Below are 12,259 nucleotides of genomic sequence, written 5' to 3' on the forward strand. Positions count from 1 at the left end.
CGACGGTGCTCGACGACCTGACGGTGCGGCTCGATCTCGGCCAGCAGGACTACCAGATCCCCTACCTGCTCTCCGTGGGGGGGGGGGGGGGGGGCCCCCCCCCCGCCCCCCCGCACGAGGTGCTGCGCATCCTCGGCCCGCGCCAGGTCCAGCTTCACCTGGTCGACCAGGTCCAGGAGGTGTACCGGTCGCAGGGTGTGTCGATCCACGACAAGCACATTGAGATCATCATCCGCCAGATGCTCAAGCGGGTGAACGTGCTGGAGTCCGGTGAGACCAACCTGCTGCCCGGCGAGCTGTGCGAGCGGGCGCGGTTCGAGGGTGAGAACCGTCGGGTGGTGGAGTCCGGCGGCCAGCCGGCCTCGGCCCGCCCGGTGCTGATGGGGATCACCAAGGCGTCGCTGGCCACCGAGTCGTGGCTGTCGGCGGCCTCCTTCCAGGAGACGACCCGAGTGCTCACCGACGCGGCGATCAACGCCCGGTCGGACTCGCTCGTCGGCCTCAAGGAGAACGTCATCATCGGTAAGCTCATCCCGGCCGGCACCGGCATCTCCCGGTACCGCAACATCCGGGTCGAGCCGACCGAGGAGGCGCGCGCCGCGATGTACTCCGTCGGCGCGTACGAGGACGGCGGCAGCGTGGAGTACGGCGCGTTCGGCACCGGCTCCGGCCAGGCCGTTCCGCTGGACGAGTTCGACTACCGCAGCTCGGGCGACTTCCGCTGACCCGGAGCCGCTGACCCGGAGCCGCTGACCTGATCCCGCCGGCCCGGTGTCCCCTGCCTGGGGACACCGGGCCGGCGGCGTTCTCCCCTCCCGCGGCCCGCGGCGGCCCGCGGCGTTTCTTGCCGTTCTGGGGGGACGAATCGGACGCGGAGCCCCCCCGAAGGGCAAGGAAGTCGGAACCGGGATGGGCCGGGATGACGGTGAGTGGTTGACGAGCGGGGGTCTCGTGACGGACTGGGGCGGAATCCGGCGCGCGCACACGATCTACGAGGACGACGCGGTCCTGGCGCTCGACAAGCCCGTCGGGATCTCGGTGATGGGGGAGCGCCACGACACCGACCTCGTGCGGCTCGCCGCCGAAGCGGGCGAGGAGCTGTTCCCGGTGCATCGGATCGACAAGGTCACCTCGGGCATCGTGCTGTTCGCCCGGGAACTACGCTTCCACGGCGACCTGACCAGACAGTTCCAACGGCGCACGATCGGCAAGCGTTACCTCGCACTGACCCGCACCCGCGGCCTGCCCGCGGCGGGGACCATCGACCTGCCGCTCAGCGTCGGCCGCAAGAGCCGGGTCCGGGTGGCCGCGAACCGTGCCGACATCACCCTGCTCGCGCCCGGCGACCTGCTCGCGTCCGGCGACCTGCTCGCGTCCGGCGACCTGGCCGCGTCCGGCGACCTGGCCGCGTCCGGCGATCTGGTGGGGGCGGGCGACCTGGTCGGGGCGGGCGGGGTGACGGACGAGGGGCACTGGTCCGTCCCGCCCGAGGCGGTCTTCGGCCACGTGCGGACCTATCCCTCGGTCACGACGTTCGTCCGGCTCTGGGAGGGCGGCGGGCACACCCTGCTCGCCGCGACGCCACAGACCGGCCGGCGTCACCAGATCCGCGTGCACCTGGCCTGGATCGGCCATCCGATCGCCGGCGACCCTCTGTTCGACAAGGCGCCTGCGACGCGCACCTTCCTGCACTCCTGGCGGCTCGCCTTCGACGCCGCCTGGGCCGGCGGCGCGCGCGTCGAGGTCGAGGCGCCCCCCGACGCCGACTTCCTCGCCCCCGTCGGCGACCGGCCGCCCGCGGACCTGCTCGACGACGCTCGACACCCGTGACGGGGCCGGGCGATCACCGATCGGCGTAGGCCGCCTCGTGCAGCTCGCCGTATACCCGGACCAGGTCGGGGAGCTGGTAGTGGGCGTTCAGACCGCTGGGGTTGGGGAGCAGCCAGACGGCCGCCTGGCCCAGGGTCTCCGGCTGCCGACCAACCTGCGCGCGACGACGGCCGAAGCCGACGCGGTAGGCGGCCAGGCCGAGGAAGGCCACCCAGGCCGGCTCGATGCGCTCGACGAGCTCGGTGAGGCGGGCGACGCCGGCCCGCACCTCGTCGTCGCTGATCTCGTCGGCGCGGGCGGTGGACCGGTTGACCAGGTTGGTGACGCTGATGCCGCGGCTGGTCAGCTCCGCGGTCTCGCTGGGGTGCAGCCGGCGTGGCGTGAACCCGGCGAGGTGCAGGACGGGCCACAGCCGGTTGCTGGGCGTGCCGAAGTGAAAGCCGGTCGCTCCGGACTCCAGAGACGGGTTGATCCCGCACAGCAGCACGGTGGTCCGCGGGGCGAGGAGGTCGGGGACCGCGGTGTCATAGGCGGCGAGCAGCTCGGCCCGGGACGGCCGGGCGGGTGGAGCGGCCGGCGGCTGCGGGCCAACTGCGTCAAACATGTCCTCGTGGACCTCCGGTGCCGGTATCGTGCTGTCTCGTACAGCGTGCCAGGACCAGGGCCACGGTGGTGTCCGGCCACGGTGGTGTCAGAGCCACGGATGGACCAGAACCACGGATGGACCAGGGACGAGGGGTCCCCGGGACGTGATGGTCCCCGGGTCTCGGTGCCCGGCTCGCTGCCTTCGGTGCTGATGCCGGAGTCCGGCCGCCCCGCCTTGCGGGTAGTGGATTGTCGGCTCCGGTGGGCCCGTTCGACGCGAGCCGGTGGGATTCCCGGTCTGTGCCGAGCTCTGGGCGATTGCGCGTTTCGGGGCCGGCGGTGTGGGTGCGTCGTGCGCGATGGCCACGGCCGCCGTCCGAGGTCACGGGCTTGTGGTGCTGCGGTGTCTGCGTCGGACGTCGGCCGTCACCCCGTTCGACACGTGACGCGGCCGTGGAGTACTGTTGATTCCTGTGGCCGGAGTCCACGTGACTCCGGCGTGCGTCTTGCACTTCGATGTGGCGCCGTGGTGCCTGGCAGGTTGACGTAAAGTCACCGCCTGGGTGTCCGTCGGCGACTGTCGGGCTCGGTTCCGCGAAGCGGCCGGGCGGGATGGCGCGCTGTCCACCGCAGTTGGATCAGTCAATTTTGTGATCCTCTTCGGGCGAAACGGCGCGACACACCCGACCGCGTGGGTCGGAGAAGCCGGTCGAGGCCACCGCGGTGGTCCTGGTGCGGTTCGCAAGAAAAGCAGGTAGGCCGGCGTACCGGTCTGGTTGCCCAAGGCAGTACGACGAGGCGTCACAGGAACGGGAGCGGCGTTGCCCACGATCCAGCAGCTGGTCCGCAAGGGCCGGCAGGACAAGGTCGAGAAGACCAAGACCCCGGCACTCAAGGGGAGCCCTCAGCGTCGTGGCGTGTGCACCCGCGTCTACACGACCACCCCCAAGAAGCCGAACTCGGCGCTGCGCAAGGTCGCGCGTGTCCGGCTGAACAGCGGGATCGAGGTCACCGCCTACATTCCCGGCGTCGGCCACAACCTGCAGGAGCACTCGATCGTCCTGGTTCGTGGCGGTCGAGTGAAGGACCTCCCGGGCGTTCGCTACAAGATCGTCCGAGGCGCTCTCGACACGCAGGGCGTCCGTAACCGCAAGCAGGCTCGTAGCCGCTACGGCGCGAAGAAGGAGAAGGGCTGATGCCGCGCAAGGGGCCCGCGCCCAAGCACGCCGTCGTCGTCGACCCGGTGTATGGGTCGCCGCTGGTGACCGCGCTGGTGAACAAGGTGCTGATGAGCGGCAAGAAGTCCGTCGCGGAGCGCATCGTGTACGGCGCGCTGGAAGGCGCGAAGAACAAGACCGGTAACGACCCGGTCGTCACGCTCAAGCGGGCGCTGGACAACGTCAAGCCCACCCTGGAGGTGCGCAGCCGCCGGGTCGGTGGCGCCACCTACCAGGTGCCGGTCGAGGTTCGCGCCGGCCGCAGCACGACTCTCGCTCTGCGCTGGCTCGTCGGCTACTCCCGGGCTCGTCGCGAGAAGACGATGACCGAGCGGCTGATGAACGAGCTCATCGATGCGAGCAACGGCCTCGGCGCCAGCGTGAAGCGCCGGGAGGACACCCACAAGATGGCGGAGTCCAACAAGGCCTTCGCCCACTACCGCTGGTAGCTCGACATGCCATCTGACGTACGTTCCTCGCTGGCCAGTACCCGCAATATCGGGATCATGGCCCACATCGACGCGGGCAAGACCACCACGACCGAGCGCATCCTCTTCTACACCGGTGTGAACTACAAGATCGGTGAGGTTCACGAGGGCGGCGCGACGATGGACTGGATGGAGCAGGAGCAGGAGCGGGGGATCACCATCACCTCCGCGGCCACCACCTGTATCTGGCGCGACCACACCATCAACATCATCGACACGCCCGGCCACGTCGACTTCACGGTCGAGGTCGAGCGGTCGCTGCGCGTCCTCGACGGCGCCGTGGCGGTGTTCGACGCCGTCGCCGGCGTCGAACCCCAGAGCGAGACGGTCTGGAAGCAGGCCGACCGGTACAACGTGCCGCGGATCGCCTTCGTCAACAAGATGGACCGGGTCGGCGCCGAGTTCCACCGCTGCGTCGACATGATGGTCGAGCGGCTCGACGCGACGCCGGCCGTGGTCCAGCTCCCCTGGGGCGTGGAGTCCGACTTCCGCGGCGTGATCGACCTGATCCGGATGAAGGGCCTGCTCTGGCAGTCCGAGGACAAGGGCGCCTCCTACGACGTCGTCGACATTCCGCGGGACCACGCCGAGGCCGCGCAGGAATGGCGCGACAAGCTTCTGGAGACGGCCGCGGAGAACGACGACGAGCTCATGGAGCTCTACCTCGAGGGTGAGGAACCCTCCGAGGAGCAGCTCATGGCCGGTCTGCGGCGCGGCACCCTCGCCAGCAAGATCAACCCGGTGCTGTGCGGCTCCGCGTTCAAGAACAAGGGCGTCCAGCCCATGCTCGACGCGGTCGTCGACTTCCTGCCGAACCCGCTGGACATCGGCGCCACCATCGGTCACTCGGTCAGCGACGAGGACGCCGAGGTCCGGCGCGAGCCCAGCGAGGACGAGCCGTTCTCGGCGCTTGCCTTCAAGATCATGAGTGACCCGTACGTCGGCAAGCTGACCTACATTCGGGTGTACTCCGGCAGGTTGACCGGCGGTTCGCCGGTGCTGAACTCGACGAAGGACCGCAAGGAGCGCATCGGGCGCATCCTGCAGATGCACGCCAACCACCGGGAAGACCGCGAGGCCGTCGGTGCGGGGCAGATCGTCGCCGTCGTGGGGCTGAAGAACACCACCACCGGTGACACGCTCTGCGACCCGAACGCGCCGGTCATCCTGGAGTCGATGACGTTCCCGGCGCCGGTCATCCACGTCGCGATCGAGCCGAAGACGAAGGCCGACCAGCAGAAGCTGGGCACCGCCATCCAGCGGCTCGCCGAGGAGGACCCGACCTTCCAGGTCCGCACCGACGAGGAAACCGGCCAGACGATCATCGCTGGCATGGGGGAGCTGCACCTCGACGTGCTGGTCGACCGCATGCGCCGCGAATATGGCGTCGAGGCGAACGTCGGCAAGCCGCAGGTGGCCTACCGGGAGACCATCCGCCGCAAGGTGGAGAAGATCGACTACACCCACAAGAAGCAGACGGGTGGGTCCGGTCAGTACGCTCGGGTGATCATCAACCTGGAGCCCTCCGGTGGCGACGGTGGCGGTTACGAGTTCCAGAACAAGGTCACCGGCGGCCGCATCCCCCGGGAGTACATCCCGTCGGTCGACGCCGGCTGCCAGGAGGCCATGGAGTTCGGCGTGCTCGCCGGCTACCCGCTGGTCGACGTCAAGGTCACCCTTCTGGACGGTCAGTACCACGACGTCGACTCGTCCGAGCTCGCCTTCAAGATCGCCGGTTCGATGGCGTTCAAGGATGCGGCGCGCAAGGCCGACCCGGTGCTGCTCGAGCCGCTGATGGCCGTCGAGGTCACCACGCCCGAGGACCACATGGGCGACGTCATCGGCGACCTGAACTCCCGGCGCGGACAGATCCAGGCGATGGAAGAGCGCGGCGGATCGCGGATCGTGCGGGCGCAGGTGCCACTGTCGGAGATGTTCGGCTACGTCGGCGACCTGCGGTCGAAGACGTCCGGCCGGGCCAGCTACTCGATGCAGTTCGACTCCTACGCCGAGGTTCCCGGGAACGTCGCCAAGGAGATCATCGCCAAGGCGCGGGGGGAGTGACCGCCCTCGTGGCGTGAGCACCTCCCCAACCTGACTACACAGCACGACACCACCCGTCCTTGGAGGGACCCCGTGGCGAAGCAGAAGTTCGAGCGGACGAAGCCGCACGTCAACATTGGCACCATCGGTCACATCGACCATGGCAAGACCACGCTGACCGCGGCGATCACCAAGGTGCTGCACGACGCGCATCCGGAGCTCAACCCCTTCACGCCGTTCGACCAGATCGACAAGGCGCCGGAGGAGAAGGCCCGCGGAATCACGATCTCGATCGCGCACGTCGAGTACCAGACCGACAAGCGGCACTACGCCCACGTCGACTGCCCCGGGCACGCGGACTACATCAAGAACATGATCACCGGTGCCGCCCAGATGGACGGGGCGATCCTGGTGGTGTCCGCGACCGACGGTCCGATGCCGCAGACGAAGGAGCACGTGCTCCTCGCGCGTCAGGTCGGCGTGCCCTACATCGTGGTCGCGCTGAACAAGGCCGACATGGTCGACGACGAGGAGATCCTGGAGCTCGTCGAGCTCGAGGTTCGCGAGCTGCTCAGCTCGTACGAGTTCCCGGGTGACGACGTCCCGGTCATCCGCGTCTCCGCGCTCAAGGCGCTGGAGGGCGACAAGGAGTGGGGCGCCAAGCTCCTCGAGCTCATGGCCGCGGTCGACGACTCGATTCCCGAGCCGCAGCGTGACATCGACCGGCCGTTCCTCATGCCGATCGAGGACGTCTTCACGATCACCGGTCGTGGCACGGTCGTCACCGGCCGCGTCGAGCGTGGAATCGTCAAGGTGAACGAGACCGTGGAGATCGTCGGCATCAAGCCGGAGACCAGCACGACGACCGTCACCGGTGTCGAGATGTTCCGCAAGCTGCTCGACGAGGGGCGTGCTGGCGACAACGTCGGCCTGCTCCTGCGCGGCATCAAGCGCGAGGACGTCGAGCGCGGCCAGGTCATCGTGAAGCCGAAGACGATCACCCCGCACACGGTGTTCGAGGCACGCGTCTACATCCTGAACAAGGACGAGGGCGGCCGCCACACGCCGTTCTTCAAGAACTACCGGCCGCAGTTCTACTTCCGCACCACCGACGTGACCGGCGTCGTGACCCTCCCCGAGGGCACCGAGATGGTCATGCCGGGCGACAACACCGAGATGACGGTCGAGCTCATCCAGCCGATCGCCATGGAGGAGGGTCTGCGCTTCGCCATCCGCGAGGGTGGCCGGACCGTCGGCGCGGGCCAGGTCACGAAGGTTCTCAAGTAGTAGCGGTGGGCGGTGGGTCCGGATCCCCCGGGCCCACCGCCCACATTGCTGCCTGGGCGGCGCGATCCCGCACCGCCCGGGCGGCCCGGCTGCCGGCGCAACCCGGCTGCCGACGTGACAGGCAATCCGGCCCGAGTGTCGATCGACCGACGCGGGGCCGGCACGAGACAGCGGTAACCGGCAGATTCCCTCCGCCGGCGGCGGGGCACGGGCCTCGCGCCACCGGCGGCGGCGCGGATCTACGGGCGGTGACCCGGTAGCGGTACCGGCCGGACGAGACAGACAGGACAGGCGAAGCCCACCATGGCGGCACAGAAGATCCGCATTCGGCTCAAGGCCTATGACCACGAGGTCATCGACAGCTCGGCGCGGAAAATCGTCGAGACGGTGACCCGGACGGGTGCGCAGGTCGCGGGACCGGTGCCGCTGCCGACGGAGAAGAACATCTACTGCGTCATCCGGTCGCCGCACAAGTACAAGGACAGCCGCGAGCACTTCGAGATGCGGACGCACAAGCGGCTGATCGACATCCTTGACCCGACGCCGAAGACGGTCGACTCGCTGATGCGGCTCGACCTCCCCGCCGGTGTCGACATCGAGATCAAGCTGTAAGAGGGGCCGGCGCAGTCATGCTCATCCGCAACTACAGAGGGCTCCTGGGCACCAAGCTCGGGATGACCCAGGTATGGGACGCGAACAACCGCGTCGTGCCGGTCACCGTCATCAAGGCCGGACCCAACGTCGTCACGCAGGTCAAGACGCCTGACTCGGACGGATACTCGGCCGTCCAGCTCGGTTACGGCGAGATCGACCCGCGTAAGACCAACAAGCCGGCCCGCGGACACTTCGCCACGAGCGGGGTGACGCCGCGGCGCCACCTCGCCGAGCTGCGCACCGCCGACGCCGCGAACTACCGGCCCGGCCAGGAGCTGACCGGCGAGGTGTTCGTCCCGGGGACGGTCGTCGACGTGACCGGCACCTCCAAGGGCAAGGGCTTCGCCGGTGTCATGAAGCGCCACGGCTTCAAGGGCCTGGGTGCCGGGCACGGCGTCGAGCGCAAGCACCGTTCGCCGGGTTCGGTCGGCGGCTGCGCCACCCCCGGCCGCGTCTTCAAGGGCCTGCGCATGGCGGGCCGGATGGGCCACACGCGCACCACCACGCCGGGCCTGACCATCCACGCCGTCGACACCGAGCGTGGCTTTCTGCTGGTGAAGGGCGCGATTCCGGGCCCGGACGGCGGCCTCGTCTTCGTGCGCAGCGCGGCCAAGCGCCCGGCGCCCGAGGCGATCGCCCCGGCCGCGACGGTCGGCGCCGGTGAGGAGGTCTCGGCATGAGCCCGGTGGCGACCGCATCCGATCCGGATGCCTCCACCACGCGCACCGTCTCGGTGCACGTCCCGAACGGCGGTGACGGTGGCAGCGCTGAGCTGCCCGGTGGTGTGTTCGATGTGCCGCTGAACGTCCCGCTGATCCACCAGGTCGTGGTCGCGCAGCTCGCGGCGGCCCGCCAGGGGACCCACGCCACCAAGACTCGCGGCGAGGTCCGCGGCGGTGGTCGCAAGCCGTACCGGCAGAAGGGCACCGGCCGCGCCCGGCAGGGCTCACTGCGCGCTCCGCAGTTCACCGGCGGTGGCGTCGTGCACGGCCCGACACCGCGCAGCTACGACCAGCGCACCCCGAAGAAGATGAAGGCCGCCGCGCTGCGCGGCGCGCTGTCCGACCGGGCGCGCAACAACCGGGTCCACGTCGTGTCCTCGCTGGTCTCCGGCGAGGCACCGTCGACGAAGGCCGCGGTGACGGCGCTGCGCACGGTGGCGGACACCCGCCGGGTGCTGGTGGTCGCGAGCCGTACCGACGAACTGACCTGGAAGAGCCTGCGTAACGTCGCGGCGGTGCACCTGCTCGACCCGGGCCAGCTCAACACCTACGACGTGCTGGTGAGCGACGACGTCGTCTTCACCGAGGAGGCGCTGGCCGCGTTCCTCGCTCGCGACAGCCGCCCGGCGTCGCCCGCGACGGCCGGGGCGGAGGAGAACAAGTGATTCCCGACCCGCGTGACGTGATTCTGCGGCCGGTCGTCTCCGAGAAGAGCTACGGCCTGCTCGACGAGAACGTCTACACCTTCATCGTGCACCCGGACGCGAACAAGACCCAGATCAAGCTCGCGGTCCAGCAGATCTTCAGCGTGCGCGTGCTGCGGGTGAACACCATCAACCGGCAGGGCAAGCGCAAGCGGACCAAGCATGGCTGGGGACACCGGTCCGCGACCAAGCGGGCCCTGGTGAGCCTGGCTCCCGGTGACACGATCGAGATCTTCGGAGGCCCCGGTGCCTGAGCGCGTGCGCCGCGCCGCGGCGGCGGCCCACCGGTCGACGGGCCAGGGACGGTAGGAAGCCATGGGAATTCGTAGGTACAAGCCGACGACGCCGGGGCGTCGTGGCGCGAGCGTGGCCGACTTCGTCGAGATCACCCGTGACCACCCGGAGAAGTCGCTGGTCCGTCCGCTGCATTCCAAGGGCGGGCGTAACGTCCACGGCCGGATCACCACCCGGCACCAGGGCGGCGGGCACAAGCGGGCCTACCGGATCATCGACTTCCGGCGGGACAAGGACGGCGTGCCGGCGAAGGTCGCGCACATCGAGTACGACCCGAACCGCACCGCCCGCATCGCGCTGCTGCACTACGCCGACGGCGAGAAGCGCTACATCATCGCGCCGGTCAAGCTCAAGCAGGGCGACCAGGTCAGCTCGGGGGTGGGCGCCGACATCAAGCCGGGTAACGCCCTGCCGCTGCGCAACATCCCGACCGGCACCGTGGTGCACGCCATCGAGCTGCGTCCCGGCGGCGGCGCGAAGATCGCCCGTAGCGCCGGCGCCAGCGTGCAGCTCGTCGCGAAGGACGGCCCGTACGCCCAGCTGCGGATGCCCTCGGGCGAGATCCGCAACGTGGACGTCCGCTGCCGCGCCACGGTCGGTGAGGTCGGCAACGCCGAGCAGAGCAACATCAACTGGGGCAAGGCCGGCCGGATGCGCTGGAAGGGCCGTCGGCCCACCGTGCGTGGTGTCGCCATGAACCCGGTCGACCACCCGCATGGTGGTGGTGAGGGCAAGACCTCCGGTGGTCGTCACCCGGTCAACCCGAAGGGTCGTCCGGAGGGCCGGACCCGGGCCCACAAGAAGTCGTCCGACGCGCTCATCGTGCGTCGTCGCAAGCAGAACAGGCGGCGGTAGTGACCTCACGTACCCGGACCCCGGTGCCCGTGAGCCCGCCGTCCGCCCCTCGTACCCACCGGATCTGAGCAGGAAGGAGGAGACACAGCCATGCCACGCAGTCTGAAGAAGGGCCCGTTCGTCGACGACCACCTGCTCAAGAAGGTGGACGTGCAGAACTCGAAGGGCACCAAGCACGTCATCAAGACCTGGTCTCGGCGCTCCACCGTGATCCCCGACATGCTGGGGCACACGATCGCCGTGCACGATGGCCGCAAGCACGTCCCGGTCTTCATCACCGAGGGCATGGTCGGGCACAAGCTCGGCGAGTTCGCCCCGACCCGGACGTTCCGCGGCCACGTCAAGGAGGACCGGAGGTCACGCCGTGGCTGACGATCTCATTGAGGGCGTGACCCGCGCCGGCCTACCGGGCGCCAAGGCGTCGGCCCGCTACGTGCGGGTCTCGCCGATGAAGGCCCGCCGGGTCGTCGACCTGGTGCGCGGCCGGTCGGTCAGCGAGGCGCTGGACATCCTCCGGTTCGCCCCGCAGGCGGCCAGCGACGACGTCTACAAGGTCGTTGCCAGCGCCGCGGCGAACGCCGAGAACAACCACAGCCTCGACCCCGCCACCCTGTGGGTGGGCGAGGTCTACGTGGACGAGGGGCCGACGCTCAAGCGCATCCGGCCCCGTGCCCAGGGCCGGGCCTACCGGATCCGCAAGCGCACCAGCCACATCACCGTCGTGGTGGAGAGCCGGGAGCCGGTCTCCACGACCGGCCGGGGCGCGAAGACGACAAGGAGGGCCCGGTAGTGGGGCAGAAGGTCAACCCGCACGGGTTCCGGCTTGGCATCACGTCGGAGTTCACGTCCCGCTGGTACGCCGACAAGCAGTACAAGGCGTACGTCGGCGAGGACGTGAAGATCCGCAAGATGATGTCACGGGGCATGGAGCGGGCCGGTATCAGCCGGGTCGACATCGAGCGGACCCAGGGTCGGCTGCGGGTGGACATCCACACCGCACGCCCGGGCATCGTGATCGGTCGCCGCGGCGCCGAGGCCGACCGCATCCGCGGCGACCTGGAGAAGCTCACCGGCAAGCAGGTGCAGCTCAACATTCTCGAGGTCAAGAACCCCGAGGTCGACGCGCAGCTCGTCGCCCAGGGCGTGGCCGAGCAGCTCTCCAGCCGGGTCAGCTTCCGCCGCGCCATGCGCAAGGCGATGCAGACGGCGATGAAGGGCGGCGCGAAGGGGATCCGGGTCCAGTGCTCGGGTCGCCTCGGCGGCGCCGAGATGAGCCGGTCGGAGTTCTACCGCGAGGGTCGGGTGCCGCTGCACACCCTGCGGGCGGACATCGACTACGGCTTCTACGAGGCCCGGACGAACTTCGGCCGCATCGGCGTGAAGGTCTGGATCTACAAGGGCGACATCGTCCAGAGCCGGGCCGAGCGCGAGGCTCAGGAGGCGCTGCTGCGTCAGACCCGTCGGGACCGTCCGCGCCGCGGGCCGCGTTCCGGCTCGTCCGGCACCACGCAGGGCGGTACTGACGCCGGTCGTGCCGCGGCGCGCAGCGAGCGACGGGGGCGCGGCGGGAACGCGCCGGC

The 12,259-nt window shown here is 69.6% G+C and carries 14 protein-coding genes and 1 pseudogene; 14 read left to right on the forward strand and 1 reads right to left on the reverse strand.

Annotation, left to right across the window (positions count from 1 at the left end):
- Both ND748_RS15210 and ND748_RS15215 read left to right on the forward strand, forming a co-directional pair.
- A pseudogene (locus tag ND748_RS15210) lies at window positions 1-725 on the forward strand (hypothetical protein); the annotation flags it as partial.
- Window positions 726-951: 226 nt separating this feature from the next.
- Complete coding sequence (locus ND748_RS15215) at window positions 952-1,830, forward strand: RNA pseudouridine synthase (protein ID WP_251746467.1); 879 nt, start codon at window positions 952-954, stop codon at window positions 1,828-1,830.
- A 13-nt stretch (window positions 1,831-1,843) separates the two neighbouring features.
- Here ND748_RS15215 and mug read toward each other — a convergent pair whose 3' ends face one another.
- Window positions 1,844-2,434 (reverse strand): G/U mismatch-specific DNA glycosylase, encoded by a 591-nt coding sequence (mug, locus tag ND748_RS15220; protein ID WP_251746468.1) that lies wholly within the window; start codon window positions 2,432-2,434, stop codon window positions 1,844-1,846.
- An 802-nt stretch (window positions 2,435-3,236) separates the two neighbouring features.
- Between mug and rpsL the strand changes: the two genes are divergently transcribed.
- The 12 genes from rpsL to rpsC all read left to right on the forward strand — a co-directional run.
- Window positions 3,237-3,611, forward strand: coding sequence for a 30S ribosomal protein S12 (gene rpsL, locus ND748_RS15225; protein WP_009740532.1), 375 nt, complete (start codon window positions 3,237-3,239; stop codon window positions 3,609-3,611).
- Window positions 3,611-4,081, forward strand: coding sequence for a 30S ribosomal protein S7 (gene rpsG, locus ND748_RS15230; RefSeq protein ID WP_101832667.1), 471 nt, complete (start codon window positions 3,611-3,613; stop codon window positions 4,079-4,081). Before rpsL ends, rpsG begins: the two co-directional genes overlap by 1 nt.
- 6 nt (window positions 4,082-4,087) lie before the next feature.
- On the forward strand, window positions 4,088-6,184 hold the full coding sequence (gene fusA / locus ND748_RS15235; protein ID WP_251746469.1) for an elongation factor G: 2,097 nt from the start codon (window positions 4,088-4,090) through the stop codon (window positions 6,182-6,184).
- 72 nt (window positions 6,185-6,256) lie between these two features.
- The gene (gene tuf / locus ND748_RS15240) at window positions 6,257-7,450 is read left to right on the forward strand and encodes an elongation factor Tu (protein ID WP_251746470.1); all 1,194 of its coding nucleotides are present in this window, start codon (window positions 6,257-6,259) and stop codon (window positions 7,448-7,450) included.
- 303 nt (window positions 7,451-7,753) lie between these two features.
- The gene (rpsJ, locus tag ND748_RS15245) at window positions 7,754-8,062 is read left to right on the forward strand and encodes a 30S ribosomal protein S10 (RefSeq protein WP_007514815.1); all 309 of its coding nucleotides are present in this window, start codon (window positions 7,754-7,756) and stop codon (window positions 8,060-8,062) included.
- Window positions 8,063-8,079: 17 nt separating this feature from the next.
- On the forward strand, window positions 8,080-8,784 hold the full coding sequence (rplC, locus tag ND748_RS15250; protein ID WP_251746471.1) for a 50S ribosomal protein L3: 705 nt from the start codon (window positions 8,080-8,082) through the stop codon (window positions 8,782-8,784).
- Window positions 8,781-9,491 (forward strand): 50S ribosomal protein L4, encoded by a 711-nt coding sequence (gene rplD, locus ND748_RS15255; RefSeq protein ID WP_251746472.1) that lies wholly within the window; start codon window positions 8,781-8,783, stop codon window positions 9,489-9,491. Before rplC ends, rplD begins: the two co-directional genes overlap by 4 nt.
- On the forward strand, window positions 9,488-9,784 hold the full coding sequence (rplW, locus tag ND748_RS15260) for a 50S ribosomal protein L23 (RefSeq protein ID WP_009740526.1): 297 nt from the start codon (window positions 9,488-9,490) through the stop codon (window positions 9,782-9,784). The genes rplD and rplW overlap by 4 nt, the downstream gene beginning before the upstream one ends.
- 61 nt (window positions 9,785-9,845) lie before the next feature.
- Window positions 9,846-10,679 (forward strand): 50S ribosomal protein L2, encoded by an 834-nt coding sequence (rplB, locus tag ND748_RS15265; RefSeq protein WP_251746473.1) that lies wholly within the window; start codon window positions 9,846-9,848, stop codon window positions 10,677-10,679.
- Window positions 10,680-10,769: 90 nt separating this feature from the next.
- Window positions 10,770-11,051, forward strand: a complete 282-nt coding sequence (rpsS, locus tag ND748_RS15270) for a 30S ribosomal protein S19 (protein WP_009740524.1) — start codon at window positions 10,770-10,772, stop codon at window positions 11,049-11,051.
- Window positions 11,044-11,469, forward strand: a complete 426-nt coding sequence (gene rplV, locus ND748_RS15275; protein WP_251746474.1) for a 50S ribosomal protein L22 — start codon at window positions 11,044-11,046, stop codon at window positions 11,467-11,469. The genes rpsS and rplV overlap by 8 nt, the downstream gene beginning before the upstream one ends.
- The coding region (gene rpsC, locus ND748_RS15280) for a 30S ribosomal protein S3 (protein WP_251746475.1) at window positions 11,469-12,259 on the forward strand (791 nt) is incomplete at its 3' end. The genes rplV and rpsC, both read left to right, overlap by 1 nt.

This window comes from Frankia sp. AiPs1, assembly GCF_023716945.1.
GTDB lineage: Bacteria > Actinomycetota > Actinomycetes > Frankiales > Frankiaceae > Frankia.